The following is a 25994-nucleotide window of genomic DNA, read 5'->3' on the forward strand; positions in this document are numbered from 1 at the left end:
CCTACAGGCCGGACTCGGACGTACGGACCAGGATGCGGCGGCAGTTCTCGCACCGCAGCACGGTGTCCGGGGACGCCGCCTTCACCTCGTTGACCTCGGTGATGTTGAGCTCAAGGCGGCAGCCCTCGCAGCGCCGCTGGTAGAGCTTGGCGGCGCCGACGCCGCCCTCCTTGTCACGCAGCTTGACGTACAGCTTGAGCAGGTCGGCCGGGACCGAGCCCGCCACGACCTCGCGCTCCTTGCCGACCGTGGCGGCTTCGCCGTCGATCTCCTCGAACGCGGCGTCGCGGCGGCCCGTGGCGTCGTCGATCTTCGACTGGACCGAGGAGACCCGATCGGTGAGCTCGGCGACGCGCTCCTGCGCGGACTCGCGGCGCTCCATGACCTCGAGGACGACGTCCTCCAGGTCACCCTGGCGCTTGGCCAGCGAGGCGATCTCCCGCTGGAGGTTCTCCAGGTCCTTGGGCGAGGTGACGGCGCCGGAGTCCAGGCGCTGCTGGTCGCGGACCGCGCGCTGACGGACCTGGTCGACGTCCTGCTCCGCCTTGGTCTGCTCGCGGGCGCAGTCGCTCTCCTCGGTGGTCGAGGCGACGAGCAGGTCACGCAGCTGCGTGAGGTCCTTGGTCAGCGACTCGATCTCGGCGTGCTCGGGCAGGGACTTCTTCTTGTGCGCGAGCTGCTGCAGGCGGGTGTCCAGGTCCTGGACGTCCAGCAGGCGGATCTGGTCGGCGGGCGCGGCGTTCAGTTGGGGGCTCCTGTTGAGTCGTGGTGAGAGGCGTGGGAGGCCGCGTGGGCGGTCCAGGGGTCGGTGACCGTCTTCGAGACGTGGACGCGAAGGTCCCATCCGTTCCGGTCGGAGATCTCGTCGAGCTGGGCTGCGGCCAGCTCGCACCAGGGCCACTCGGTGGCCCAGTGCGCCGCGTCGAGCAGCGCGAGGGGGGTGCGTTCGCGGGCCTCGGACGCCGGGTGGTGGCGCAGGTCCGCGGTGAGGAAGGCGTCGACGCCCGCGGCGCGCACGTCGTCGAAGAGGCTGTCGCCGGAGCCGCCGCTGACCGCGACGGTGTGCACGAGCGCGTCCGGGTCGCCGGCGATCCGGATGCCCTGGGCGGTGGCGGGCAGCCGCTTCGCGGCGCGCTCGGCCAGCTCGCTCAGCGCCAGCGGGTGTTCGAGCTCGCAGATCCGGCCGAGCCCGCGACGGCCTCGCGGGTCGGCGGGGTCGGGTACGAGGGGGCGCAGGATCCGCAGGTCGAGCGCGCCGGCGAGGGCGTCGGAGACGCCCGGGTCGGCGCGGTCGGCGTTGGTGTGCGCGACGTGCAGCGCGACGTCGTGCTTGATCAGGTCGTGGACGACCCGGCCCTTGAAGGTGGACGCCGCGACCGTCGTCGTACCCCGCAGATAGAGGGGGTGGTGGGTGACCAGGAGCTGGGCTCCGAGTGCGACCGCCTCGTCGGCGATCTCCTGGACGGGGTCGACGGCGAAGAGCACCCGGGAGACCTCCGCCTCGGGGTCTCCGCAGACCGTGCCGACCGCGTCCCAGCTCTCGGCGAGATCGGCGGGCCACAGGGCGTCGAGCGCGGCGATGACTTCAGACAGACGGGGCACGGAGAAAGGCTACCTTCCCGCTGCGCTCGGCATGTCGGGCGTCACTTACCGCTACGGGGCTGCTACCGCTTGGCTCCGCCCGCAGGGGTGGGCGGGTGGTCCGCTCGGCGTGCGGTCCGCGGGCGCGGGGCGCCGCGGGCGGCGTGCGGAGGGGGCTGCGTGCGGAGGGGGCTGCCTGGAGCGGTGGCTATGCGTCTGCGGGTGGGGTGTGGTTGCTCGCGCCGTTCCTGTCGCCCCTTACGGGGCACAGCCCCGCCGCACGGCTGCGGGTGGGGCGTGGTTGCTCGCGCCGTTCCCCGCGCCCCTTACGGGGCACAGCCGCGCCGCACGGCTGCGGGTGGGGCGTGGTTGCTCGCGCCGTTCCCCGCGCCCCTTACGGGGCACAGCCGCGCCGCACGGCTGCGGGTGGGGCGTGGTTGCTCGCGCCGTTCCCCGCGCCCCTTACGGGGCACAGCCGCGCCGCGACCCTTGCGGGGCACAGCACAACCCGCCCTTTCCGTTCAGCCGAATCCGGGCATCGCCACCCTTCTGTGTGAAGCGGACGCCCGTCGGTGCCACGTCAGTGCGTACGAAAACTAGCTTCGGGGCCGGAGGTGACACCCACGATGACTGCGCCACCAGCGCCGCCACCGATCCAGACCCCCGTCCGCGTCCGCGTACCCGCCCGTCCCGCGGGGTGCACGATCGCGGCGGACGGGTCGTACGCCGCACGCCTCGCCCGCGCCGCCGGCGCCCCGGACTCCTGGTACCCCGAGCGCTGGACGCTTGGGCCCCACGAGCCGTACGCGGTGCCGCTGCCCGGCAACCAGCCCGAGGAGCCGTCCACCGAGGTGCTGCCGATGGGCGACGGCCGGGTCCTCATCCACCGCGTGGCGGGCGAGCGGCACGTCTTCACCCTGCTCTACCCAACGGGCCCCGGCACCGGCGAGGTGCCGCTCGGGGCCGTGGAGTGCGGCGAGTTGAACCTGCTGCCGCCCGCGCCCGGCGGCACCCGCGCGTACGCGCTGGCTCCCGGCGCGGGCTCCTCGGACATCTGGCTGGTGGCGGGCGGCTCCTTCGGGCCCGAGCACCTCGCCGCGGTGCCCGGCCGCTGCTCGGGCGGCGTCTGGCTGGACGGTACGGACCGCATGCTCGCCCTCGACCGTGAGCTGGACGGCCGCACCAAGACGGTGGCGGTGGACCTGGAGCGCGGCGGCGAGGTCTCCCCGCTCCTGCAGATCTCCGAGGAGAGCGACGACCGGCTGCTCCTGGCCGACGCGGGCAGCGGCCTGCTCCTCATCCGCTCCGACGCGCCGGGCACGCGGCGGCTCGGCTGGGGCGTCCTCGGCGGTACGCGGCCGGTGCGGTTCCCCGAGTGCCTGCGGCTGCCGGAGCTGACGGTGACGCCGTTCGCCGTCCAGCCGGGGCAGGTGCTGACGCCGGAATCGTGCGCGGTGGCGCTGCGGATCGACGGGCCGGTGGCGGGACGGGAGGGGGATGGGGATGGGGATCGCGGTGGCTCCGGCCGCGGCCCCGAGCGTGGCGGAACCTGGCTCGGGCTCTGGCGGCCCGCCGACCGACAGGTGCACCAACCCCCGGCCCCCGAAGGGTGGTTGGCCGGATCCGGCTGGTGGACCCCGGAAGGGACCCTGTGCCTGCCGTACGCGACGGCTGCGACGCCGTGCGCAGTGGCGAGGATGACGATGCCCCCGTCGACGACCGCCGCGGAGGCACCCCCGCCCACCGTCCCCGCACCGCCCCCGGCGGATCCCCCGCCGGATCCCCCGGCGCCGGCCGCCGCACGCCCCGTACCCCTGCAGCAGGCACCCCTCGGGGGGCGGCAGGCGGGCGGTTAGACTCGCTCGGCTGTACGAACGATCTTCACTACGGGGTGAATGGCTTGACGACGACCGAGACCGTCACGGAGACACAGCGGAACACCGCACGGCAGATGGCTTCGACCACGCCCATCGGCGCGGGGAACGGGGCCGGCAGGCACCGCGGCCCGGTGGCCGAGCACGACGAGGCCACGGCGCCGCGCGGGCGGCACCGCAGGCAGGACCATCAGTCCTGACCCACGCGTCGCGGCGACATGCCGCAGAAAGGTCTCGCCCCTGAGCCGTCACGAGCGGCCCAGGGGCGAGACCCTTTTTCACACCCGCTACTGCCCCCGCTTCAGCCCCAGCACCTCCGCCGCCGCGAACGTCTCGTTCGGCGGTCGGTCCGCGTAGTACGGGGAGATCGCCTCGTCCAGCTCGTCGAAGGTGAACGTCTCCTTCGCCGAGTCGAACTTCGCCGCCACCCTCGGCCGTTCGACGATCGCGACCATCCCGCCGTGCACGACGAGCAGTTGGCCGTTGACCTTGGCGGCGGCGGGCGAGGACAGGTAGCCCACGAGCGGTGCGACGTGCTCGGGCGCGAGGGGGTCGAGGCGGCCGTCCGTCGGCTCCGCGAAACCGGCGAAGACGTCCTCGGTCATCCGCGTACGGGCCCGGGGGCAGATGGCGTTGGCCGTCACCCCGTACTTGGCGAGGGCGAGCGCCGTCGACGTCGTCAGGCCGACGATGCCGCCCTTCGCCGCCGCGTAGTTGGGCTGGCCCGCCGATCCCGCGAGGAACGCCTCGGAGGAGGTGTTGACGATCCGGCCGTAGACCGGGCCGCCCGCCGCCTTGGAACGTTCCCGCCAGTGCGCCGACGCGAAGTGGGTCGTGTTGAAATGGCCCTTGAGGTGGACGTGGATGACCGAGTCCCACTCGGCCTCGCTCATCGAGAAGATCATCCGATCCCGCAGGATGCCCGCGTTGTTGACCAGGATGTCGAGCTTTCCGTAGGTGTCGACCGCCAACTGGACGAGGGCACGGGCCTGTTCGTGGTCCGCGACGTCACCGGTGTGGGCGGTGGCCTGTCCGCCCGCCGCCCGGATCTCCGCGGCGACCTCCTCGGCGGGCGCCGCCGACGCCTCGCCCGAGCCGTCGCGGCCGGGCTGCCCGAAGTCGTTGACGACGACGCTCGCGCCGAGCCGGGCCAGTTCCAGGGCCTCGGCGCGCCCGAGGCCGCGGCCGGCGCCCGTCACGATCGCGGACAGACCGTCAAGTGGCAGTGACATCGAAGTCCCTTCGAAGCTGGCTGGATGCGGCGGCGGTCGTCGGTGGCCGTCGGTGGCCGTCGGTGGCCGTCTCAGATCTCGATGCAGGTACGCAGCGCCGCGCCCGTCCGCATCTGGTCCAACGCCTCGTTGATCTCGACGAGTTGGACGCGGTGCGTGATGAGGCCCGCCAGGTCGATGCGGCCGGCCCGCCAGAGCGCGATGGCCCGCTCGTACGAGGTGAGGACGTCGCCGCCGCCGTACATGGAGGGCAGGATGCGCTTCTCGTCGAAGAAGAGCTCGAACATGTTGAGCTGCAGGTGGTCGTCCATCGCGCCGGCGCCGACGACGCACAGCGTGCCGCCGCGCCGCGTCGTCTCGTACGCCGTGCGGGCCGTGGCCGACTTGCCGACGACCTCGAAGACGTAGTCGAAGCCCTCGCCCGCGGTGATCCGCTGCTTGGCGTCGGCGAGTTCGTCGGGCGCGACCGCCTCGGTGGCGCCGAACCTGAGCGCCGCCTCCCGGCGCGAGGCGACCGGGTCGACGGCGACGATCTGCGCGGCGCCCTTGAGCCGGGCGCCCTGGATCGCGGAGATGCCGACGCCGCCGCAGCCGACCACGGCCACCGACGAACCGGCCGCCACGTCCGCGGTGTTGATGGCGGCACCGAGCCCGGTCGTCACCCCGCAGCCGATCAGCGCCGCGATGTCGAAGGGCACGTCGTCGGGGATCGGCACGGCGCACCCGGCGTCGACGACGACCTCCTCGGCGAAGGTGCCGGTGCCTGCGAAGCCGAACACGTCGGAACTGTCGCCGGAGCGCTTGAAGTTGGGGGTGCCCGCGTTCATGAATCCGGCGAGACAGAGCTGGGTCTGGCCGCGCTTGCAGGCGGGGCAGGCGCCGCAGGCGGGCAGCCAGCAGAGCAGGACGCGGTCGCCCTGGGCGAGGCCGGTCACGCCGTCGCCGACGTCGACTATCTCGCCCGCGCCCTCGTGGCCGGGGATGAAGGGGGCGGGCTGCGGCAGCACGCCGTTCATCGCGGAGAGGTCGGAGTGGCAGAGCCCGGTGGCCCGGACCCGGATCTTCACCTTGCCCGGCCCAAACCCCACCGTCTCGATGTCGTCGAGCACTTCGAGCTTGTCCTGGCCTGTCTCGTGCAGTACGGCTGCGCGCATGGTGCGGCTCCTCTCGTACGGAGATCCGGGCGGGCCCGAGCGGATTCGGGGACACCCGGGCTGACTCAGGCGTGTTCGGCGGGTCAGGCGTGTGCGACCGGGCGGGCGTATTCGTGGGTCAGGCGTGTTCGACGACGGTGTCGGCCAGGACCGGCGCGTCGTCCCGTTCGACGGCGGTGACCGTGGCCTGCACCCGGCCCTGGGTCCGCCACATGCGGATCCGCAGGGTCTCGCCGGGGAAGACGACGCCCGCGAACCGGGTGCTGTAACCGCGCACCCGGGACACGTCACCGTCGAGCTGGGTGTCGACGATCGCCTTGAGGGTCATCCCGTAGGTGCACAGACCGTGCAGGATCGGCTTGTCGAAGCCGGCAAGCGCGGCGAACTCGGGGTCGGCGTGCAGCGGGTTCCAGTCCCCGGAGAGGCGGTAGAGGAGGGCCTGGTCCTCGCGGATCGGCCGCTCGACCTCCAGGTCCGGGTCGCCCTCGGGGGCGGGCAGGCGGGTCGAGGGGCCTCGGTCGCCGCCGAAACCGCCCTCGCCGCGCACGAAGATCTGCGCGTCACTGGTCCACAACGGCCCCTCGCCGTCCGCTACTTCGGTCCGCAGGACGAGGATCGCGGCCTTGCCCTTGTCGTACACCGCGGCGACCCGGGCGGTGCTGACGGCCTCGCCCTCGACGGGGAGGGGGCGGTGCAGCGTGATGCTCTGTCCGCCGTGCAGGACCGCGGCCAGATCCACCTCGATGCCGGGCGCGGAGAGACCGCCGACGACGCCCATGCCCGCGCCCGCGACGGTGGCGAAGCTGGGCAGGACGTGCAGCCGGGACTCCAGGGTGTAGCGCAGCTCGGCCGGGTCGGTGGCGGGCCGTCCGGCGCCGAGGCCCAGGTGGTAGAGCTGGACGTCCTTGTGGTCCCAGGCGATCTCGGCGGACCGGGGCTCGGCGGCCACGGCCTTCTCTGCGTCGATGGGCATGTGGTGGCAGCTCCTTGGGGCCGACGGCGCGCACACAGCGCACGCAGTGCGTCGCGTTGGTCAAGACCTCGGTGCGACCGTCCGCACCGTCGGCCGCACCGAGGTCGCATCTGGGCCGGAGGACGGGCCCGCGGGGCCCACCCGGTTCTAGAACGCGTTCCAGTCCGGCGCACCCATGTATAGCCGAGGCCCGAGGACTTGTGAAGTCTCCTGACGTTACGTCAGATCTGTTGCGCCATCACTCGGTTGCTCGGTCACCCCGCCGCCCCGTCACCCGGTCGATCCGCTGCTCGGTGGATCAGTGGTCCGGCGGCAGTGACATTTGTACCGGTCGAGACCGTACGGCCGGCTCTGCCGCCCGGCCGCCCCGGATTCGTACCGTCGTGGCATGACGCAGACAACCGGCACGGACACCGACACCGGCATTCGCACCGGCACGGGCCCCGACCCCGACGGCCCCGGGCCCGCCGTCACCTTCGACCGTGCCGTCAAGACCTTCGGTCCCGTACGCGCCGTGGACGGCGTGGACCTGGAGATCCGGCGCGGCGAGACCGTCGCCCTGCTCGGCCGCAACGGCGCGGGCAAGTCCACCACCCTCTCCCTGCTGCTCGGTCTGAACGAGCCCGACGCGGGCACGGTGCGGCTCTTCGGGCGCACCCCGGCGCGGGCCGTGGCCGCCGGGCAGGTCGGGGCGATGCTTCAGGAGGGCCGCCAGGTCCCGCGCGTCACCGTCCGCGAACTGGTCGCCTTCGTCGCGCAGACGTATCCGGCGCCGATGCCCGTCGACCGGGCCCTCGCCCTCGCGGGCATCGCCGACCTAGGCGGCCGGCGCGCGGACCGGCTCTCCGGGGGCCAGTCGCAGCGCGTGCGGTTCGCCGTGGCGCTGGCCGGGGACCCCGCGCTGCTCGTGCTCGACGAGCCGACCGCCGCCCTCGACGTGGAGGCGCGGCACGCCTTCTGGACCTCGATGCGCTCCTACGCGCGACGCGGCCACACCGTCCTGTTCTCCACCCACTACCTGGAGGAGGCCGACGCGCACGCCGACCGGATCGTCGTCATCGACCGCGGCCGGATCGTCGCCGACGGCACCGGGGACGCGCTGCGGCGCGCGGCGGGCGGCAGCCTCGTCTCCTTCGACCTGGCGGGCGGGGGCACGGCCGGGCTGACCGGGCTGCCCGGGGTGCTCGCCCTGGAGGTGCGCGGCGACCGGGCCCTGCTGCGCAGCGACGACTCCGACGCGACGGTACGGGCGCTCGCCGCGCGGGACGCGATCCGCGGCCTCGCGGTCGCGCCGGCCTCCCTGGAGGACGCCTTCTTGGCGCTCACCTCCGCCCACGGCCCCGCCCCGGCCGCTCCGACCACCCCCACCGCTCTGGAGGCGCTCTGATGTTCGCCTATCTCCGGCTCGAGATCCGCAGGACGCTGCGCGACCCTGGATATGTGATCTCGGCGGTCGCGATGCCGGTGCTGATGTATCTGCTGTTCACCAACATCGGCGGGGACGACGGACAGGGCGACTGGAAGGCGCAGTCCATGATCGGCATGGCCGCCTACGGTGCGCTGGGCGCGGCCATGAACACCGGTACCGGCGTCGCCGAGGACAAGACCATCGGCTGGCTGCGGCAGCTGCGGGTCACGCCGATGTCGTCGCGTGCGGTGGTCGCGGGCCGGGCCCTGAACGGTTCCGTCACGGTGCTCCCCTCGATCGTCACGGTCTTCGCCGCGGGCGGCCTGGTCAACGGGGTGCGCATGGACGCCTGGCAGTGGGCGGCGGCCACACTGCTGCTCTGGCTCGGCTCGCTGCCCTTCACCCTCCTCGGGCTCGGCAACGGTTACCGCCTCACCGCCCAGTCGACCGGCGTCGTCAACGTCGCCTGCTACCTGGGGCTCGCGGTGCTCGGCGGGCTGTGGTTCCCGATCGCCCTCTTCCCGCACTGGCTGCGCGCGGTCGCCGACTACACGCCCACGCACCGGTTCGCGGAGCTCGGGGTCGCGGTCACCGACGGCGGCGCGCCGGGGTTCGCCACGGTCGCGGTACTGCTCTGCTGGCTGCTGGCGTTCGGTTCGTACGCTGTGGTCTCGTACCGGCGATCCGCGCGCACCGCGGCGGCCTGACGCCGTGCGACGCGTGCGCAGCAGGGACGCCGTGCACACTGTGCGCGGGGAGCGAGAACGGGGAACGCCGATGTCCGGGGATGAGCCGAGGTCCGAGGGTGAGCCGATGATCGAGGGTGAGCCGAGGTCCGAGGGTGAGCCGAGGTCCGAGGGTGAGCCGAGGTCCGAGGGTGAGCCGAGGTCCGAGGGTGAGCCGAGGTCCGAGGGTGAGCCGAGGTCCGAGAAGAGGCCCGGGGCCAAGAGGTACGGGCTCGGCCGCCGTGTGCGCGAGTGGCAGGCCGCACGTACCGAGTGGAAGAGCGCCCGCGACGTGTGGAAGGCGGAGTACCGGCGGGACAAGGCCGCACGGCGCAAGGGGTGCGGTCCGCGCTCGGAGGTCGACCGGTTCGGGCCGCCGCCGACCGGCTTCGCGCTGCTGCCCTGGCTGTTGATGGGTCTGGGCGCGGTCTCCCACCTGCTCCAGGGCGAGACCCCGAACCCCTGGATCGGCGTCATCGGGCTCCTCGTCTTCAACTCCCTCTACGTCTTCCTGGCGTTCCGCGCCTTCGACAAGCAGAGGCGCAGGGACCGCTCCACGCTGGTCGCGCTGATCGCGCTGGGCCTGCTGACCGTGGGGCTCGCCGCCGGGTACGGCGGCAACTGGCTGCTCTTCTTCCCGTTGCTCGGCCTCGCGGCGGGCGCGATCGTGCGCGGGCGCGGTCTCGGGCCGATCGGGCTGGCCCTGAGCGCGCTCGCGGGCGTCATCGGCGGGTTCAGGGACGGCTGGGGGGCGGTGAACGTCGCCTACGGCACGTTCCTGTCCACCATGGTGACGGCCGCGATCCTCTCGCTCTCCGAGGCGGTCCGCGAACTGCGCGACACCCGCGAGGAACTGGCCCGCACCGCCGTGGAGAAGGAACGCCTCCGCTTCTCCCGGGACCTGCACGACCTGCTCGGCCACACGCTCTCCGTGATCGTGGTCAAGGCGGAGGCGACCCGCCGCCTGGCCCCGCGCGACCTGGACGCGGCGCTCGCCCAGGTCTCCGACATCGAGTCCGTCGGCCGCCAGGCGCTCACCGAGATCCGCGAGGCCGTCACCGGCTACCGGGAGGGCAGCCTCGCCACGGAACTCGACCGCGCCCGTGACCTCCTTGGGGCCGCCGGCATCGGCACGGTCGTCCGCCAGTCCGGCCCACCGCTGGCCCCGCAGACCGCGGCCCTGCTCGGCTGGGTGGTCCGCGAGTCCGCCACCAACGTCGTACGGCACTCCGGCGCGGCCCACTGCGAGATCGAGGTGACCGGCACCTCCGAACGAACCCGCCTGACCATCACGGACGACGGCCACGGGGTTGGCGCCGACGGCATCGGGCTTGGCTCCGGGGGCCAGGGGGTGGGCTCCGGGAGCCAGGGGCTTGGCTCCGGCACGCCGGGCAGCGGGCTCAAGGGGCTGGCCGAGCGCCTCGCCGCGGCGGGCGGGTCCCTCACTTCGGGCCCGGACTCCCGCACCGGCTTCCGCGTCACGGCGACGCTCCCGGTGACTGAGGCCGCCTTGCCAACCGACCCGAGCCGGGACCCGGACTCGGACTCGGACCCGGACCGGGGTCCGACGGCTTCTCCCACGGCCACCGCACGGTGAACGGGCGCGCGGCTGCCCGCCGTCGGCCGGCGCTCACTGGTGTACCCACCAGGTGCCTCCGATGCCGCCCGCCGTGGTGAGCAACGAGATGAGCCATACGGGCACGCGCTGAACGGTCACGTGAAGCCCGCCACAGCGGAGTTCGAGTGCCGGAGGCGGTATGACGGGTTCCGTGCTCATCTTGGCGTCCTCTCCTTGTGCGCAACCCTGTTGGGTTCGCATGTCCTCTGACTCTTGTCGCGCGCCGTTGCATGACGTCGGGAGAGTGGTTATGCCGCGGTACATGATGACCGGCCGGATTTCAGACATGGTGTGCGCACCAGGGCACCGGACCGTGGCCGTCGTCGTTGCCGTCTCCGTCAGTGCTGATGGGGGTGGTGACCTGGGCGCGCGGGTGCTTGAGATGCGGACCGGGGAGCGTTGCCGCCCCCGGGACTTATCGCGCTGATCACGGCCCAAGGCTATCGCTCCGCGTACGGGGACCGTCATGAGCCGTATGTGTACAAAACCCGTGCACGAACTTTGACACTCTGCACAGCCAAGACCGTGAAAGCCGCGCTCCAAGCACGTGAACTGACCTTCTGCGCAGGTGAGTTCGCGTCCGGCACGAGCACCCAAGGAGTTCTACGGGGCTTCAGCAGACCCGGTGTGCAGGTAGTAGCGCTGGAGGAAAAGGTGGACAGGGACGAGGCGAAACGGCCGGCACGGCAAGCCTCTGCGGGGCGGGGTGTGTTTCCAGTCCCGACCCATGTGTCCACCGGACCGTCCACCGGACCCCGCCGGCCCAGTCCTGCGCCGCGTGGGCGCTTACCGCTCTGACCAGCAACTCCGCCCGTACTCTTGGCCCATGGACGAGATGCCGCGAGACCAGCGCCCCGTGAAGTCCGTAAGGGTTCTCCTCGCCGAGGACCAGGGCATGATGCGGGGCGCGCTCGCCCTGTTGTTGGGCATGGAGGAGGACATCGAGGTCGTCGCGCAGGTCGGCGCGGGCGACCAGATCGTCGACGCGGCGCTGTCCTCCCGGCCTGACGTGGCGCTGCTCGACATCGAACTGCCGGGCCGCAGTGGCCTGGACGCCGCGGCCGATCTGCGCGAGGAGTGCCCCGACTGCCGGGTCCTCATCCTCACGACCTTCGGCAGGCCCGGCTATCTGCGCCGCGCCATGGAGGCCGGCGCGGTCGGGTTTCTGGTCAAGGACGGGCCGGTCGAGGACCTCGCCGAGGCGATCCGCCAGGCGCTGCGGGGCGAGACGGTCATCGACCCGGCGCTCGCCGCGGCCGCGCTGAGCGCCGGACCGAGCCCGCTGACCGGCCGCGAGGCGGACGTCCTCAAGGCCTCCGTGGACGGCGCGACCGTCTCCGACATCGCGGGCAAGCTGCATCTGTCGGAGTCGACCGTGCGGAACTATCTTTCGGCGGCCATCGGCAAGACGGGGACGCGCAACCGGATGGAGGCGGTGCGGGAGGCGCGGCAGCGGGGGTGGCTCTAGCGGGTGCGCTCCCGGGGCGGGTGCCCTCCCGGGGCGGGCGCCGTTCCTCGCCGGCTCCGCCGAGTTCGTCCTCAAGCGCCGGACGGGCTTGCAATCCCCCCACCCGCCCGGCGACCGACGCCACGTGCTGCTCCCCCACGTCGGGGGAACACCCGGTCCGTCCAAAACTGTTGCACCGACCGAAGGACCAGCGTCGCGCCGACGCCGTTCACGTAATTCCGCAGGAGGACTTCCTCATGAATGACCGGCCTCTGACGATCATGGCCGTCCACGCCCACCCCGACGACGAGGCCACCAGCACGGGCGGGGTCCTCGCCCGGTACGCGGCGGAAGGCATCCGCACGGTGCTGGTCACCTGTACCGACGGCGGGTGCGGGGACGGGCCGGGAGGTTCCAAGCCGGGTGACCCCGGGCACGACCCCGCCACCGTCGCCGCGATGCGCCGCAAGGAGCTGGAGGCGAGCTGCGAGGTCCTGAAGATCAGCGATCTCGAAACGCTCGACTACGCCGACTCCGGGATGATGGGCTGGCCCAGCAACGACGCCCCGGGGGCCTTCTGGCACACGCCCGTGGCGGAGGGCGCCGCCCGCCTCGCGGAGCTCATGCGGCACTACCGGCCCGACGTGGTCGTCACCTATGACGAGAACGGCTTCTACGGCCACCCCGACCACATTCAGGCCCACCGCATCACGATGGCGGCGCTGGAGCTGACCGGGCAGACGCCCAAGGTGTACTGGACGACGATGCCGCACTCGGGGATGCGGCGGTTCGGCGAGATCATGCGCGAGTTCAGCGAGGACATGCCGGAGCCGGACCCCGCCGAGGCCGCCGCGCTGGCCGACATCGGCCTGCCCGACGACGAGATCAGCACGTGGGTGGAGACCACCGCGTTCAGCGGCCAGAAGTTCGACTCGCTGGCCGCGCACGCCAGTCAGGGCGAGAACATCTTCTTCCTCAAGATGGGCAAGGAGAGGTTCGGCGAGCTGATGGGCACGGAGACCTTCGTACGGGTCGAGGACGGCGCCCCCGTCGCCGTCTCCGAGGACACTCGCGAGGACGACCTCTTCGCCGGACTGCGCTGATCCGGACGACCGCCGGTGGCCCGCTCCCCTCAGGAGTGGGCCCCGAACGAGCGCGGCGCTCAGCCCCTCCCCCGGCCCTCAGCCCTCGGCCCCCGCCCTCAGCCCTCCGCCGGAACCCGCCGCCTCGGCATCCACACCAGCAGTACCGCCACCCCCGCCAGCAGGATGAACCCACTCGTCCGGAACGCCATCGCGTAGCCGTCGGTGAGCGCCTGCGGCGACGAGGAGCCGTGCATCTGCGCGGCCGCCACCGTGGACAGCACCGCGAGGCCGAGCGCGCCGCCCATCGTGCGGGAGGTGTTGACGAGGCCGGAGACGAGGCCCGCGTCGTCCGCCTTGGCGCCCGAGGTGGCCAGCGAGGCGAGCGGCGTGGTGGCCAGGCCCGCGCCGAGCATCATCACCATGCCGGGCAGCAGGATCGAGGTGACGTACGCCCCGTCCACCGTCATCGTCGACTGCCAGCCGAAGCCGGCCGCGGCCACGACGATGCCGAGCACGGAGACGTTCTTCGCGCCGATCACCGGCATCAGGCGCGGCGCCATCATCGAGCCGATGACGACCGTGAGCGAGGACGGCATGAGGGCGATGCCCGCCTTCAGCGGCGAGTAGCCGAGGACGTTCTGGGTGTAGAGCGTCATGAACATCCACATGGCGAACATGCCGGCGCCGCACACGAACATCGCGGCGTTCGCGGCCGACACCGTCCGCACCTTGAACAGCTTCAGCGGCATCAGGGGCATCTTCGTGCGCGCCTCCACCACCAGGAACGCCGCGAGCAGCGCGAGCCCCGCCGCGAGCGGCACCAGGGTGGCCGCCGCCGTCCAGCCCTTCTCCTCGGTCTGCACGATGCCGTACGCGAGGGTGGCGAGGCCCGCCGTCACGAGGACCGCGCCCGGCACGTCCAGGCGGCGGGTCCGGTCGGCCCTGCTCTCGGTCAGCCAGGCCAGACCCGCGACGATCACCAGGGCGCCGACCGGCACGTTGATCAGCAGCACCCAGCGCCAGGAGAGCAGGTCGGTCAGGACCCCGCCGACCAGGCCGCCCGCCGCGCCGCCGCCCGCGCCGACCGCCGACCAGACGCCGATCGCCCGCGCCCGCGCCGCGCCCTCGGGCACCGCCGACGTGAGGATCGTCAGGGTCGACGGCGCGAGGACCGCGGCGCCGAGGCCCTGCACGGCACGCGCGACGAGCAGCTGCCACTCCGCCTGCGCGAGGCCGCCGCCCAGCGAGGCGGCGGTGAACAGGCCGAGGCCGACGAGGAACATCCGCTTGCGCCCGAAGAGGTCCCCCGCCCGCCCGCCGAGCAGCATGAACCCGGCGAAGGCTATGGAGTACGCGTTGACGACCCATTGCAGGCCGACCGCGCTCATGCCGAGGTCGGACCGCATCGACGGCAGCGCGGTGTTCACCACGGACACGTCCAGGACGACGAGGAACTGGCCCGCGCACGCGGTGAGCAGCACCGCCCACACCGGGACGGTCCTCTTCCTCCGGGCCCGCGCGGCCCCGGAGGGGGGCGGGCCGCCCGGGGACGAGGAAGACGGGGACGACGGGGATGAGGGCGACGACGGGGACGACGAGGACGAGTAAGTGGTGGAGGGCGTCTGGACCATGACAGCCATCCTCTCAAGCGAGACTCCAGCGACGCATCGGAAATTCGCTGGACGGGACCTCGGCCGTCGGGACTAGGACCACCTCCCCTGTCCCACCAGGCCCTAGGGCCGCCGCAGCATCGTCACCACCGCCGCCCCGCCGAGCCCGATGTTGTGCGCGAGGCCCACCCGGGCCCCCTCGACCTGCCGGGCCGCCGCCTCGCCGCGCAGTTGCCAGGTCACCTCGGCGACCTGCGCGATGCCGGTCGCGCCCAGCGGGTGGCCCTTGGAGATGAGGCCGCCGGAGGGGTTGACCACCCACCGCCCGCCGTACGTCGTCGCGCCGCTCTCGACGAGCTTTCCCGACTCGCCCGGCGCGCACATGCCGAGCGCCTCGTACGTCAGGAGTTCGTTGATCGAGAAGCAGTCGTGCAGCTCGACGACGTCGACGTCCTCGATGCCGAGCCCTGACGTCTCGTAGACCTGGCGGGCCGCCTCCCGTGACATCGGCTGGCCCACGGCGTCGATGCACGAGCCGGAGGCGAAGGACTCGGCGGTGTCGGTGGTCATGGCCTGGGCGGCGATCTCCACCGCCCGCCCGGCGAGGCCGTGCCGCTCCACGAACCGCTCGGAGACCACGACGGCCGCCGCGGCGCCGTCGGACGTCGGGGAGCACTGGAGCTTGGTGAGCGGGCGGTGGATCGTCCTGGCGGCGAGGACCTCGTCGACGGTGTACGCGTCCTGGAACTGGGCGTACGGGTTGTTCGTGGAGTGCCGGTGGTTCTTGGCGCCGACCGCGGCGAGCTGGGCCTCGGTGGTGCCGTGCCGCTCCATGTGCTCGCGGGCCGCGTTGCCGAAGATCTGCGCGGTGGGCGGGGTCATCTCGAAGCCGTGGCGCTCCGCCATGATCCCGTAGTGCCGGGCGACCGGCGAGGTCTTGAAGTCCCCTTCTCCCCCGCCGCCGAGCGATCCGCGCGCCATCTTCTCGAAGCCGAGCGCGAGGACGCAGTCGTTGAGGCCGCCCTCGACGAACTGCCGCGCCATCATCAACGCGGTCGATCCGGTCGCGCAGTTGTTGTTGACGTTGTAGACGGGGACGCCGGTCAGACCCAGTTCGTACGCGGCCCGCTGCCCGGCCGTCGAGGCCTGGAAGCAGTAGCCGACGGGCACCTGCTCGACCTGTTCGTAGCCGATCCCGGCGTCGGCGAGGGCCTTGTCGCCCGCCTCCTTCGCCATGTCCCAGTACTGCCAGTCCCGCGTCTCGGGCTTCTCGAACTTCGTCATCCCGACGCCGACGACGTACGCCTTCATCATGTCCCTTTCGCTGGCCGGTGGTTCAGTCACGGGGCAGGCCGAGGATCCGCTCGGCGACGACGTTGAGCTGGACCTGGGTGGTGCCGCCCGCGATGGTCAGGCAGCGCGACATCAGGAAGCCGTGCAGCGCGCGCTCGCCCGGGCCCTCGCGCACCGCGCCCGCCGGGCCGAGGAGTTCCAGGGTCAGTTCGGCGACCTTCTGCTGGTGCGGGGTCTGGACGAGTTTGCGTACGGAGGCTCCCGGGCCCGGCTCCGCCCCCGCCACCTGCCGCATCGTGGTCCGCAGCCCGATGCAGGCGAGCGCGTGCGCCTCCGCGGCGAGCGCGCCGACGCGGGCCCGGCAGGCGCCGTCGAGCTCGCCCGCGCGGGCGATGAGCGCTTCGAGTCCGGTGTCGAAGGCCACCTGGTCGGCCATGTGGACGCGTTCGTTGCCCAGGGTGTGGCGGGCGGCGCGCCAGCCGTCGTCGACCTGTCCGACGGCCGCGTCCGCGGGGAGCAGGACGTCGTCGAAGTACACCTCGTTGAAGAGGGACTCCCCGGTGATCTCCTTGAGCGGGCGGATGTCGATGCCGGGGGTGTTCTTCATGTCGACGAGGAAGTACGTCAGGCCCTGGTGTTTCGGCGCGGACGGGTTCGTACGGGCGAGGAGGATGCCGTGGTCCGCCCACTGTGCCGCGCTCGTCCACACCTTCTGCCCGTTCACGCGCCAGCCGCCCTCGACGCGCTCGGCCCGGGTGCGCAGTGCGGCGAGGTCGGAGCCGGCGCCGGGCTCGCTGAAGAGCTGGCACCAGAGCAACTCACCGCGCAGCGTGGGCGCGAGGAAGCGGGCGCGCTGCTCGTCGGTGCCGTACGCGATGAGGGAGGGGACGACCCAGGTGGCGATGCCGAGGTCGGCGAGCCGGACGCCGGCGGACTTCAACTCCTCCTGGATGGCCAGCTGTTGGACGGGCCCCGCGCCCAGGCCGTGGGGTTCGGGCAGGTGCGGGGCCGCGTAGCCGGTGGGGGCGAGCGCTTTGCGGGCGGCGGCCGGGTCGAGCCCGACGGCGGGGGCGATCGCCGCGCGGGCCCGGGTGCGGTACGCCTCCGCCTCTTCCGGCAGTTCCAGGCGCAGTTCGCGCCGGGCGCCGCCCTCGGCGAGCCGCACGGCGCGCAGCCGGTGCCCGTCGCCCGCGCCGATCAGTTGCCGTGCGACGACCGCGCGGCGCAGATACAGGTGAGCGTCGTGTTCCCAGGTGAAGCCGATGCCGCCGAGGATCTGCACGCAGTCCTTGGCGCAGGAGTACGCGGCGTCCAGGGCGGTGGCCGCGGCGAGCGCGGTGGCCAGTCCCCGTACGTCGGCGGGCAGTTGGGGGTCGTCCGCCGCGCGGGCCGCGTCCCAGGCGAGGGCGCGGGCCTGCTCGACGCGGACCAGCATGTCGGCGCAGAGGTGCTTGACGCCCTGGAACTGCCCGATGGGCCGCCCGAACTGCTCGCGCACCTTGGCGTGTTCGGCCGCCGTGTGCAGCGCCCAGGCCGCGGTGCCGCACGCGTCGGCGGCCAGCACGGCGGCGGCCAGGTCGCGGACGGTCGCCGAGTCCACGGCGAGCACCCGGTCCGCGGGGACGTGCGCGGCCCGTGCGCTCACGTCGGCGGTGGGCCGGGTCGGGTCGGCACTCTCGTGCGTACGTACGGTGAGCGCGTCGGCGTCGACGGCCAGCCAGAGCGGGCCCGTGGCGGACGCGGCGGCGAGGACCAGCAGGTCGGCCTCGCCTCCGGAGAGGACGGGTGGCGCGGCGCCGTCCAGGACGTAGCCGTCGGGCCCGGCGACGGCGGTGAGCGTGCCCGCGTCCAGGGCGACGGCGCCGATCCGGGTGCCGTCGGCGAGCGCCGCGACCGCCTCCCCGGCGCCCGCGCGGTGCAGGACCAGCGAGGCGAGGGAGCTGGCCGCGAGGGGTCCGGGGAGCGCGGCGCGCGCGGCCTCCTCCAGGACCACGGCCAGGTCGAGGAGGTCCCCGCCCCCGCCGCCGTACTCCTCGGGAAGGTGGACCCCGAGGAGCCCCTGCCCGGCGAGCCCGTCCCAGTGGGCGGGCCGGCCGCGACCGGGAAGCGGGCCGCCTCCGCTCGCCCCGGGCGGAGGTTCCGGTACGGCGTCGAGCAGTCGGCGCACCTCCTCGGGCGGTACGGCGCGCGCGATCCAGCCGCGTACGGCCGACGCCAACTCCCGTTGTTCCCGCGTGATTCCGATCCCCATGCGCATCCTCGCCGGTAGCCGCTGCCGGGACGGCGCAAGAGTAGAACACGTTCCAATCTGACGGAAGGTCAGATGGGGGGTCAGATGGGGGGCGGCTGGAGGGCCGGACAAAAGGCCGGGTGCGCGGCACCCGCTCGCGCCCCGGCGGCCACCCCTCCCGTCGCGCCGGCACCCCCGCCCGCCCCGGTGATGAAACGGTCAACAGAAGGTCAAGACTTCCCCTCGTACGACATCCGTCGGAATAGTCGCCCCGGGATACGGGTTCGAGCTACACGTACCCGCCCCACGCGCTCCTGCCGAGCCCTCTTCCTGCCCGGAGGCCCCAAGCAATGTCGATGTCGACGACCCACCCACGCGGCATACGCGGAGTCGTCCCCGTACTCGCCTTCTCAGGCATCGTCGTCGCGGTGATGCAGACCCTGCTCGTGCCGGTCATCAAGGACCTGCCGGAGCTGCTGAGCACCTCGCCGTCGAACGCCACCTGGGTCATGACCTCGACCCTGCTCGCGGGCGCCGTCTCCACGCCGATCATGGGCCGCCTCGGCGACCTCTACGGCAAGCGGAAGATGCTGCTCACCAGCCTGGCCGTGATGGTCGTCGGGTCGCTGGTCTGCGGCTTCACCGACGATCTCGTCGTGATGATCGTCGGCCGCGCCCTCCAGGGCTTCGCGATGGGCGCCATCCCGCTCGGCATCGGCCTGATGCGCGACGAGCTGCCCCGCGAGAAGCTCGGCTCGGCGATGGCCCTGATGAGCTCCTCCATCGGCGTCGGCGGCGGCCTCGCCCTGCCGGTCGCCGCGCTGACCGCGCAGAACGCCGACTGGCACGCGCTGTTCTTCGGCGCCGCCGGACTCGGCGTCCTCTCCATCCTGCTGACCCTCGTCTTCGTGCCGGAGAGCCCGGTGCGCGCCGAGGGCACCTTCGACGTGCTCGGCGCGATCGGGCTCTCCGCCGGTCTCGTCCTGTTCCTGCTGCCGATCACCAAGGGCAGCGACTGGGGCTGGTCCGCGCCGATCACGCTCGGGCTCTTCGGCGCCGCGGCCGTCGTCCTCGTCCTGTGGGGCGTGATGGAGCTGCGCCTGAAGGCCCCCCTTGTGGACCTGCGTACCACGGCCCGCCGCTCGGTGCTCTTCACCAACCTCGCCTCGATCATGGTCGGCGTCGCCTTCTACGCCGTCTCGCTGGTCCTGCCCCAGCTGCTCCAGCTGCCGACCGCGACCGGGTACGGCCTCGGCCAGTCCATGGTCGTCGCGGGCCTGTGCGTGATGCCGCTCGGCCTGACGATGATGTTCACGGCGCCCGTCTACGCCCGCCTGTCGGCGAAGTACGGCCCGAAGGTGACCCTCATCCTCGGCATGCTGATCATCACGATCGGCTACGGCGCAGGCCTCGGCCTGATGAGCGCCGCCTGGCAGACGATCATCATCGCGGTGCTGCTCGGCGCGGGCATCGGCCTCGCCTACTCCTCGCTGCCCGCGCTCATCATCGGCTCCGTCGACCCGTCCGAGACGGGCGCGGCCAACGGCCTCAACACCCTGATGCGGTCGATCGGCACGTCGGTGTCGAGCGCTGTGATCGGCATGGTCCTCGCCAACACCGCGGACCACGTCGGGGGCGTCGCCGTCCCCACCATGCACGGCTTCCGCGTCTCGTTCCTGATCGCCGCGGGCGCGGTCGTCGTCGGCCTGCTCTTCGCCCTCATGCTGCCCTCCGCGCGCCGCCCGGCCACCACGCAGCTGCGCGCCAGCAGCGAGGAGGACGCCAACCTGGAGCGCGCGGTGCGGGCGCTCGCCGGCTTCCACGGCCTGGTGCGGGACGCGGACGGGACGCCCGTCCCGCGCGCGAAGGTCACACTGATCGACCGCAGGGGGCGCCAGGCGGGCACCGCCCTCACCGACGAGGGCGGCCGGTACGCGCTCGACGTACCCGGCGACGGCTCGTACGTCCTGGCGGTCCGCGCCACCGGCCACGGCCCGCTGGCCTCGGCGGCGGCCCACCCCGGCCAGAACCGCCCGGTCGAGCTGGACCTGTCCCTGCCCGCCGGAACCGACGTCGCGGCCGCGGGAACCGACGTCCCGGCCTGACAGCCTGTCGCGCGAGCGCACGGGTGACCCGCCGCCCCCGACCCGGCCGACCGGGCGGGGGCGGCGTGCGGCAGCATGGGCGCCCCGCGAGCACGCCACACCCGCGCTCGCCCGCACCCGTGTCCGCCCGCACCCACCCGCACCGCCCGGAGGAACCCATGGCCGCCGCCGACCCGACGCCCACGCCGAAGCCGGCGGTCCTCGCCGCGTTCCGGGAGGCCAAGGGCTTCATGCCGGACGACGAAGGGCTCGCCCTCTACGCGGCGGCGACCGAGGCCGGGGCGCTCGGCCTGCCCCTGCTCGAAGTCGGCACGTACTGCGGGCGCTCCACGATCCTGCTGGCCGACGCGGCCCGGCAGGCCGGGGTCGCCGCGATCACCGTGGACCACCACCGCGGCAGCGAGGAGCAGCAGCCCGGCTGGGAGTACCACGACCCGGAGACGGTGGACCCCGAGGTCGGACGGATGGACACGCTGCCCACCTTCCGCCGCACGCTGCACAAGGCGGGCCTGGAGGACCACGTCATCGCGATCGTCGGCCGCTCGCCGCAGGTGGCGAAGGCGTGGGGCGGCCCGCTCGGGCTGGTCTTCGTCGACGGCGGCCACACCGACGAGCACGCCACGGCCGACTACGCGGGCTGGGCGCCGCACGTCGCCGAGGGCGGACTGCTCGTCATCCACGACGTGTTCCCCGACCCCGTCGACATCATGACCGGGCAGGCGCCGTACCGGGTGTACCTGCGGGCCCTGGGGTCCGGCGCGTTCACCGAGGTCGCGGTGGCGGGGTCGCTGCGGGTGCTGCGCCGGACGGGGCCGGGGATCTGACGGTTCGTCCCCCTCCCCGGACCGGAGGGGTCCCCCATCTGACCTCAACGGGCGCGGGCGGCGGGCCGCGCGGATAGGCTCGCTCCCGTGTCGTACGTAGGTCCGGAATTCGATCCCTCCCAGCCGCCCAAGCGCCGCATCGGCCGTCCGCTGACGGTGGCCGTCGCCGCGCTGGTGCCGACCTGCCTCGCGGGCTGGCTCGTCTACCAGGCCACCAGTGGGCCGGACGGGAGCGACCCGGCGAGAGCGCTGCCGGCCTCGTCCTCCGCGTCCACCGGCGAGGGCACCCCTTCCGGGTCAGCCCCCGCCTCCCCCTCGGGCTCCGAGAAGCCCGACAAGGGGAAGGAAAAGGACAAGGACGGCAAGGGCGCGGACGGCGCCGACAACGATTCGACTACGAAGTCGCCGGGGCGCGGTCCCGCCGCCGACGGCCCGCTCAAGGGCAAGGTCGTCGTGGTCGACCCCGGCCACAACGCCGGCAACTTCCGCCACCCGAGCGAGATCAACCGCCAGGTGGACATCGGGACGAACCGCAAGGAGTGCGACACCACGGGCACGTCCACCAACGGGGGTTACACCGAGGCGACCTTCACCCTCGACGTCGCACGCAAGCTGCGCACCCTCCTCGAAAAGCAGGGCGCCACGGTCAAGTTCACCCACGACGGCGACCGCCCCTGGGGCCCGTGCGTCGACGAGCGCGCCCGGATCGGCAACCAGGCGAAGGCCGACGCGGTGATCTCCATCCACGCGGACGGCTCCGCGGCGGGCAACCGCGGCTTCCACGTGATCCTGCCCGCGAAGGTGAAGTCCGGCGCCGCCGACACCTCCGCGATCGTCGCCCCCTCCAAGGAGTTGGGCGAGCGCATCGCCGGAAAGTTCGTGAGCGCGACGGGCAGCGCCCCCTCGAACTACGTGGGCGGTGGCACCGGTCTCGACACCCGCAAGGACCTCGGAGGCCTCAATCTCTCCACCGTTCCCAAGGTGTTCATCGAATGCGGCAACATGCGGGACGCGAAGGACGCGGCCCTGCTGACCAGTGGCGCGTGGCGGCAGAAGGCGGCGCAGGGGATCAATGAGGGAATCTCGGGATTCCTTCGGAGGTAGCGCACGAATGCCATCGGGGGGTGAGCGTGAACGCGATCAGGGGCGGACGGTGAACGTCTTCGTATCGAAGCGTGCACGTCTTTATCCCGAGCAGACACCCCGTGGGTGCGGACGATATTGTCCTCCCTACGATGAGGGGCCACCCCCGCGCTTCGCGCACCGCGACACGAACGCGACTACGGCGACAGCGACGCCTCCACTGACGAGACGACTGACGAAGGACCTGAAGTGAATTTCCGCTCCCTCACTCGAGGCGACGGCGTGGTGATCGGAGCAGCGGTGTTGCTCTTCATCGCCTCGTTCCTCGACACCCTTGACGCCGACGGCGCCGACAGCGACAAGCTGCCGAACGCCTGGGAAAACGGCAACCTCCTGATGAGCGTCTACCTGTTGGGCATCATCGGTGCGGTACTCATCGTCATCGGCCGCGCGCTGCCGCAGCCGCGCAAGGTCGTGGGCCTGGACCTGGGCCAGCTCGGTGTGGCCTTCGCCATCGCCGCCGCGTGGAGCTCGCTCGGCGCGATCTTCGACGCCGACCAGTCCTACGGCTTCTACTTCGACCTTCTCGGCGCCCGCGGCGACGGCCCCGAGGCCGGTATCGGCCTCATCCTCGGCCTGATCGCCGCCCTGGTGCTCGCCGGCGCGGCGGTCGCGACCCTGCTCGTCCCGGCCCTGAAGGCCCCCCTCATGGGCGGCCCCAAGCCGATGGCCCCGCAGCCCTACGGCGGCCAGCCGCAGGGTGGCTACGGCTACCCGGGCGCCGGCGCGGGTCAGCCGCAGCCGGGCGCGCCCTACGGCGGCCAGCCGGGCCAGCCGCAGGGCCAGTCCTTCGGCGGGCAGCAGCCGCAGCCGCAGGCCGGTCAGACCCCGCCGCCCGCGCAGGCGCAGCCGGCCGGTGACTTCTCGCCGTTCTGGTTCGCCGTGCCGGTGCCGCGTCCGCTGTACGCGGAGGACGGCTCACCGACGCCGATCGCCGAACTGGCGCCCGGCACCTGGTACTTGGCCGTCGAGCAGCGCGGCCCCGGCCTGGTGGCCCAGACGCAGGACGGCCGTCGCGGCGTCCTGCAGGACACCACGGGGATCCAGCGCGGCTGATCCCACGCATCGCGGTACCGCGGCCCCTCGCCCTTCCGGGCGGGGGGCCGTTGTCGTACAGTCCCTCCCCTACACACCGCATCTGACGCACCGTCAGTTCATCAGGGAGGCAGGCCTATGCGGCTCGGGCTCGCACTCGGCTACTGGGGGCGCGGCCCCGACCCCGGCCATGTCGCCCTCGCCCAGGAGGCCGAGCGGCTCGGCTACGACTCGGTGTGGACCGCCGAGGCCTGGGGCTCGGACGCCTTCACTCCGCTGACCTGGATCGCCGCGCAGACCTCGCGGATCGGGCTCGGCACCGCCGTCGTACAGATGGCGGCGCGCTCCCCCGTCACCACCGCCATGCACGCCCTCACCCTCGACCACCTCTCCGGCGGGCGGATGATGCTCGGCCTCGGGCTCTCCGGGCCGCAGGTGGTGGAGGGCTGGTACGGGCGGCCGTTCCCGAGATCACCGCTGACCGCGACGCGGGAGTACGTGGAGGTGATCCGGCAGGTGTTGCGCCGCGAGGGGCCGGTGGAGCTGGCAGGACGGTTCCACTCCCACCCGTACGCAGGCGAGGACGGCACCGGACTCGGCAAGGCCCTCAAGCCGATCACCCATCCCCTGCGGTCCGATCTGCCGATTCTGCTCGGCGCCGAGGGCCCCAAGAACATCGCGCAGACCACGCGGATCGCGGACGGCTGGCTGCCGCTGTACTGGTCGCCGCTGCGCACGGACGTCTACGAGGCGTCGCTGACCGGCCTGCGGGAGGGGTTCACCATCGCCCCCATGGCACGGGCGAAGATCTGCGACGACGTCGCGGAGGGCCTGCTGCCGGTCAAGGCGATGCTCGGCTTCTACATCGGCGGCATGGGGCACTCCGCGCGCAACTTCCACGCCGACCTGATGGCGCGCATGGGATACGAGGCGGAGGCCCGGCGCGTCCAGGAGCTCTTCCTCGCGGGGCGCAGGGAGGAGGCGGTGCTGGCCGTGCCGGACGCCTTCGCCGACGAGATCTCCCTGGTGGGCCCGCGCGCCCGGGTCGCCGAGCGGCTCGAACTGTGGCGTGCGGGCCCGGTGACGGACCTCTTGGTGCTCGCGCCGGATCCGCACACCCTGCGGGTCCTGGCCGAGCTCAACTCCTAGCGGCTGCCGTCGGCCCCTCCCGGTGGGTGGTGGCGAGGACGGCGGTGAGGTCGTCGACGAGCGCCCTGTCGTCGCTGTCCGCGCCGGTCCAGGCGACGTGGCCGTCGGGGCGGACGAGGGCGGCGCGTATGCCGGACCAGTCGTCCGGGAGCAGGTGCGGGGTGCCGGGGTGCACGCGCAGGCCGCGCCGGGCGAGGTGGTGGAGGCGCCGGTCCGGGCTGCCGGTGAGGTCGAGCAGCAGATAGCCGTCGGCACGCAACAGGGCGAACAGGCCGCTGTCGCCGACGGCGAGGTCGCCCGCGCGGGTGCCGGTCAGCTGGCGAGCGTCGGACGTGCCCGGCGGATAGGTGACGGAGAGGGAACTGACCTGCGCCGCGAGCCGGTCGTTGAGCTCGGGCAGGGCGGTGATCAGTTGGCTGAGCAGGCCGCGCAGGGCGAGCCCTTCCGGGGTGAAGGCGGTCATGAGGGCGACTTGGGCGCGGCTGGTCTCGGTGAGGTCGACGCCGACCGGGTGGCGCTCGGCGTGGTAGGTGTCCAGGAGCGTGTCGGGGGCCCAGCCGTTGAGGGTGGCGGCGAGTTTCCAGCCGAGGTTGGCGGCGTCCTGGATGCCGACGTTCATCCCGACCCCACCGGCGGGGAAGTGCTGGTGCGCGGCGTCGCCGGCGAGGAAGACGCGGCCCTTCCGGTACCGGGCGGCGAGCCGGGTGGCGTTGCCGAAGCGGGAGAGCCAGACGGGGTCGCGCATGCCGAAGTCGGTACCGGCCATGGAGATGACGTTCTCGCGCAGCTCCTCCAGGGTCAGGTCGCCGGGCCAGGTGGTGGTGATGTCGCGGGGCGTGAGGCCGACGAGGCGGTGCAGGCCGCCGGGCATCGGGGCGGCCATCAGGGTGCCGGCCGGGCCGAAGCAGCCGCGGCCGGGGGCCGGGGGCTCGTCGAGGACGACGTCGCCGAGCCAGCCGAGCACGGTGGACGGGGTGCCGGGGAAGTCGATGCCGGCCGCGTCGCGCACCGTGCTGCGGGCACCGTCGCAGCCCACCAGGTAGGCCGCCGCCAAGGTCGAGGGGCCCTCGGGGGTGCGGATCCGTACACGGACGCCGTCGGGCTCCTCGCTCAGGCCGGTGACCTCGTGACCGCGCAGGACGGTCGCCCCCAGTTCACGGGCCTGCCGCTCAAGCAGCTCCTCGGTGCGCTGCTGCGGCAGGACCAGCGTGTGGGGGAAGGGGCTGGGCAGGCGGCGGAAGTCGAGGCGGGCGTCCAGTGCCCCGAAGTGCCCGCCGGGCAGCGGCATTCCCTCGGTGGTGAAGGGGGTGTGCGCGCCGCGGGAGGCGAACGTCTCGATGGTGCGGGGGTGCACGGTCAGGGCGCGCGAGCGGGGGTCGGGCTCGGTGCGCTGTTCGATGACCGCGACGGTTGTTCCGCAGCGGCGCAGTTCGGCGGCCAGCCACAGGCCCACGGGCCCGCCTCCGGCGACGACGACGTCGTAATTCGATGCCTGCTCGGTCATGGTG

At 72.9% G+C, this 25994-nt stretch carries 22 protein-coding genes; 12 read left to right on the forward strand and 10 right to left on the reverse strand.

Annotation, left to right across the window (positions count from 1 at the left end; all coding sequences use genetic code 11):
* Position 1: 1 nt before the first annotated feature.
* A complete protein-coding gene (locus ACFYO9_RS14205) occupies positions 2 to 745 on the reverse strand; it encodes a C4-type zinc ribbon domain-containing protein (protein WP_358773317.1) in 744 nt (247 codons plus the stop codon).
* Positions 742 to 1602, reverse strand: coding sequence for a Nif3-like dinuclear metal center hexameric protein (locus ACFYO9_RS14210; RefSeq protein ID WP_358773071.1), 861 nt, complete (start codon positions 1600 to 1602; stop codon positions 742 to 744). The genes ACFYO9_RS14205 and ACFYO9_RS14210 overlap by 4 nt, the downstream gene beginning before the upstream one ends.
* 605 nt (positions 1603 to 2207) lie before the next feature.
* Here ACFYO9_RS14210 and ACFYO9_RS14215 point away from each other — a divergent pair.
* Positions 2208 to 3437: a hypothetical protein gene (locus ACFYO9_RS14215; protein ID WP_358773073.1), complete on the forward strand. Its 1230-nt coding sequence runs from the start codon at positions 2208 to 2210 to the stop codon at positions 3435 to 3437.
* A 44-nt stretch (positions 3438 to 3481) separates the two neighbouring features.
* Entirely contained in the window at positions 3482 to 3655 is a 174-nt protein-coding gene (locus ACFYO9_RS14220; protein WP_358773074.1) for a hypothetical protein, read from the forward strand.
* Between the two features lie 87 nt (positions 3656 to 3742).
* On the opposite strand, the gene ACFYO9_RS14225 is transcribed toward ACFYO9_RS14220, so the two are convergent.
* The 3 genes from ACFYO9_RS14225 to ACFYO9_RS14235 form a co-directional block, all read right to left on the reverse strand.
* Complete coding sequence (locus ACFYO9_RS14225; protein WP_358773076.1) at positions 3743 to 4687, reverse strand: 3-oxoacyl-ACP reductase; 945 nt, start codon at positions 4685 to 4687, stop codon at positions 3743 to 3745.
* Between the two features lie 71 nt (positions 4688 to 4758).
* Positions 4759 to 5841: a Zn-dependent alcohol dehydrogenase gene (locus tag ACFYO9_RS14230; protein WP_358773078.1), complete on the reverse strand. Its 1083-nt coding sequence runs from the start codon at positions 5839 to 5841 to the stop codon at positions 4759 to 4761.
* Positions 5842 to 5959: 118 nt separating this feature from the next.
* Positions 5960 to 6814 carry a MaoC/PaaZ C-terminal domain-containing protein gene (locus ACFYO9_RS14235; RefSeq protein ID WP_358773080.1) on the reverse strand — a complete coding sequence of 285 codons (855 nt, stop codon included), beginning with the start codon at positions 6812 to 6814 and terminating at the stop codon, positions 5960 to 5962.
* Positions 6815 to 7202: 388 nt separating this feature from the next.
* Here ACFYO9_RS14235 and ACFYO9_RS14240 point away from each other — a divergent pair, with 388 nt between their 5' ends.
* The 3 genes from ACFYO9_RS14240 to ACFYO9_RS14250 all read left to right on the forward strand — a co-directional run bounded on the left by ACFYO9_RS14240 (position 7203) and on the right by ACFYO9_RS14250 (position 10544).
* Positions 7203 to 8201, forward strand: coding sequence for an ABC transporter ATP-binding protein (locus ACFYO9_RS14240; RefSeq protein WP_358773082.1), 999 nt, complete (start codon positions 7203 to 7205; stop codon positions 8199 to 8201).
* Positions 8201 to 8929 carry an ABC transporter permease gene (locus ACFYO9_RS14245; RefSeq protein WP_358773084.1) on the forward strand — a complete coding sequence of 243 codons (729 nt, stop codon included), beginning with the start codon at positions 8201 to 8203 and terminating at the stop codon, positions 8927 to 8929. Before ACFYO9_RS14240 ends, ACFYO9_RS14245 begins: the two co-directional genes overlap by 1 nt.
* Positions 8930 to 9191: 262 nt before the next feature.
* Complete coding sequence (locus tag ACFYO9_RS14250) at positions 9192 to 10544, forward strand: sensor histidine kinase (protein ID WP_358773318.1); 1353 nt, start codon at positions 9192 to 9194, stop codon at positions 10542 to 10544.
* 33 nt (positions 10545 to 10577) lie between these two features.
* Here the strand turns inward: ACFYO9_RS14250 and ACFYO9_RS14255 are convergent, their stop codons facing one another.
* On the reverse strand, positions 10578 to 10724 hold the full coding sequence (locus ACFYO9_RS14255) for a hypothetical protein (RefSeq protein WP_358773086.1): 147 nt from the start codon (positions 10722 to 10724) through the stop codon (positions 10578 to 10580).
* Positions 10725 to 11391: 667 nt separating this feature from the next.
* Here ACFYO9_RS14255 and ACFYO9_RS14260 point away from each other — a divergent pair.
* Entirely contained in the window at positions 11392 to 12033 is a 642-nt protein-coding gene (locus ACFYO9_RS14260) for a response regulator transcription factor (RefSeq protein ID WP_355817361.1), read from the forward strand.
* A 236-nt stretch (positions 12034 to 12269) separates the two neighbouring features.
* Positions 12270 to 13115 carry a PIG-L family deacetylase gene (locus ACFYO9_RS14265; RefSeq protein ID WP_358704838.1) on the forward strand — a complete coding sequence of 282 codons (846 nt, stop codon included), beginning with the start codon at positions 12270 to 12272 and terminating at the stop codon, positions 13113 to 13115.
* Positions 13116 to 13213: 98 nt separating this feature from the next.
* Here the strand turns inward: ACFYO9_RS14265 and ACFYO9_RS14270 are convergent, their stop codons facing one another.
* The 3 genes from ACFYO9_RS14270 to ACFYO9_RS14280 all read right to left on the reverse strand — a co-directional run bounded on the left by ACFYO9_RS14270 (position 13214) and on the right by ACFYO9_RS14280 (position 18251).
* The gene (locus tag ACFYO9_RS14270) at positions 13214 to 14728 is read right to left on the reverse strand and encodes an MFS transporter (protein ID WP_388666272.1); all 1515 of its coding nucleotides are present in this window, start codon (positions 14726 to 14728) and stop codon (positions 13214 to 13216) included.
* A gap of 102 nt (positions 14729 to 14830) precedes the next feature.
* The gene (locus tag ACFYO9_RS14275) at positions 14831 to 16018 is read right to left on the reverse strand and encodes a lipid-transfer protein (RefSeq protein ID WP_358773320.1); all 1188 of its coding nucleotides are present in this window, start codon (positions 16016 to 16018) and stop codon (positions 14831 to 14833) included.
* A 25-nt stretch (positions 16019 to 16043) separates the two neighbouring features.
* Positions 16044 to 18251: an acyl-CoA dehydrogenase gene (locus ACFYO9_RS14280; RefSeq protein WP_358773089.1), complete on the reverse strand. Its 2208-nt coding sequence runs from the start codon at positions 18249 to 18251 to the stop codon at positions 16044 to 16046.
* Positions 18252 to 18580: 329 nt separating this feature from the next.
* Here ACFYO9_RS14280 and ACFYO9_RS14285 point away from each other — a divergent pair, with 329 nt between their 5' ends.
* The 5 genes from ACFYO9_RS14285 (at position 18581) to ACFYO9_RS14305 (ending at position 24486) form a co-directional block, all read left to right on the forward strand.
* Positions 18581 to 20335 (forward strand): MFS transporter, encoded by a 1755-nt coding sequence (locus tag ACFYO9_RS14285; protein ID WP_355808988.1) that lies wholly within the window; start codon positions 18581 to 18583, stop codon positions 20333 to 20335.
* A gap of 158 nt (positions 20336 to 20493) precedes the next feature.
* Positions 20494 to 21159 (forward strand): class I SAM-dependent methyltransferase, encoded by a 666-nt coding sequence (locus ACFYO9_RS14290; RefSeq protein ID WP_358773090.1) that lies wholly within the window; start codon positions 20494 to 20496, stop codon positions 21157 to 21159.
* Between the two features lie 87 nt (positions 21160 to 21246).
* Entirely contained in the window at positions 21247 to 22263 is a 1017-nt protein-coding gene (locus ACFYO9_RS14295) for an N-acetylmuramoyl-L-alanine amidase (RefSeq protein ID WP_358704848.1), read from the forward strand.
* A gap of 228 nt (positions 22264 to 22491) precedes the next feature.
* A complete protein-coding gene (locus ACFYO9_RS14300; RefSeq protein WP_358704850.1) occupies positions 22492 to 23358 on the forward strand; it encodes a hypothetical protein in 867 nt (288 codons plus the stop codon).
* Positions 23359 to 23475: 117 nt separating this feature from the next.
* A complete protein-coding gene (locus tag ACFYO9_RS14305; protein ID WP_358773092.1) occupies positions 23476 to 24486 on the forward strand; it encodes an LLM class F420-dependent oxidoreductase in 1011 nt (336 codons plus the stop codon).
* On the opposite strand, the gene ACFYO9_RS14310 is transcribed toward ACFYO9_RS14305, so the two are convergent.
* Positions 24476 to 25990: an FAD-dependent monooxygenase gene (locus tag ACFYO9_RS14310; protein ID WP_358773094.1), complete on the reverse strand. Its 1515-nt coding sequence runs from the start codon at positions 25988 to 25990 to the stop codon at positions 24476 to 24478. The two genes, ACFYO9_RS14305 and ACFYO9_RS14310, sit on opposite strands and share 11 nt — an antisense overlap.
* Between the last annotated feature and the right edge of the window lie 4 nt (positions 25991 to 25994).

The organism is Streptomyces sp. NPDC005863, assembly GCF_042871345.1.
Taxonomy (GTDB): domain Bacteria; phylum Actinomycetota; class Actinomycetes; order Streptomycetales; family Streptomycetaceae; genus Streptomyces.

Coding starts and splice junctions, on each gene's coding strand:
- ACFYO9_RS14215 (WP_358773073.1), top strand. CDS start 2,208: ATGACTGCGCCACCAGCGCCGCCACCGATCCAGACCCCCGTCCGCGTC.
- ACFYO9_RS14225 (WP_358773076.1), bottom strand. CDS start 4,687: ATGTCACTGCCACTTGACGGTCTGTCCGCGATCGTGACGGGCGCCGGC.
- ACFYO9_RS14230 (WP_358773078.1), bottom strand. CDS start 5,841: ATGCGCGCAGCCGTACTGCACGAGACAGGCCAGGACAAGCTCGAAGTG.
- ACFYO9_RS14235 (WP_358773080.1), bottom strand. CDS start 6,814: ATGCCCATCGACGCAGAGAAGGCCGTGGCCGCCGAGCCCCGGTCCGCC.
- ACFYO9_RS14240 (WP_358773082.1), top strand. CDS start 7,203: ATGACGCAGACAACCGGCACGGACACCGACACCGGCATTCGCACCGGC.
- ACFYO9_RS14245 (WP_358773084.1), top strand. CDS start 8,201: ATGTTCGCCTATCTCCGGCTCGAGATCCGCAGGACGCTGCGCGACCCT.
- ACFYO9_RS14255 (WP_358773086.1), bottom strand. CDS start 10,724: ATGAGCACGGAACCCGTCATACCGCCTCCGGCACTCGAACTCCGCTGT.
- ACFYO9_RS14260 (WP_355817361.1), top strand. CDS start 11,392: ATGGACGAGATGCCGCGAGACCAGCGCCCCGTGAAGTCCGTAAGGGTT.
- ACFYO9_RS14265 (WP_358704838.1), top strand. CDS start 12,270: ATGAATGACCGGCCTCTGACGATCATGGCCGTCCACGCCCACCCCGAC.
- ACFYO9_RS14270 (WP_388666272.1), bottom strand. CDS start 14,728: ATGGTCCAGACGCCCTCCACCACTTACTCGTCCTCGTCGTCCCCGTCG.
- ACFYO9_RS14275 (WP_358773320.1), bottom strand. CDS start 16,018: ATGAAGGCGTACGTCGTCGGCGTCGGGATGACGAAGTTCGAGAAGCCC.
- ACFYO9_RS14280 (WP_358773089.1), bottom strand. CDS start 18,251: ATGGGGATCGGAATCACGCGGGAACAACGGGAGTTGGCGTCGGCCGTA.
- ACFYO9_RS14285 (WP_355808988.1), top strand. CDS start 18,581: ATGTCGATGTCGACGACCCACCCACGCGGCATACGCGGAGTCGTCCCC.
- ACFYO9_RS14290 (WP_358773090.1), top strand. CDS start 20,494: ATGGCCGCCGCCGACCCGACGCCCACGCCGAAGCCGGCGGTCCTCGCC.
- ACFYO9_RS14305 (WP_358773092.1), top strand. CDS start 23,476: ATGCGGCTCGGGCTCGCACTCGGCTACTGGGGGCGCGGCCCCGACCCC.
- ACFYO9_RS14310 (WP_358773094.1), bottom strand. CDS start 25,990: ATGACCGAGCAGGCATCGAATTACGACGTCGTCGTCGCCGGAGGCGGG.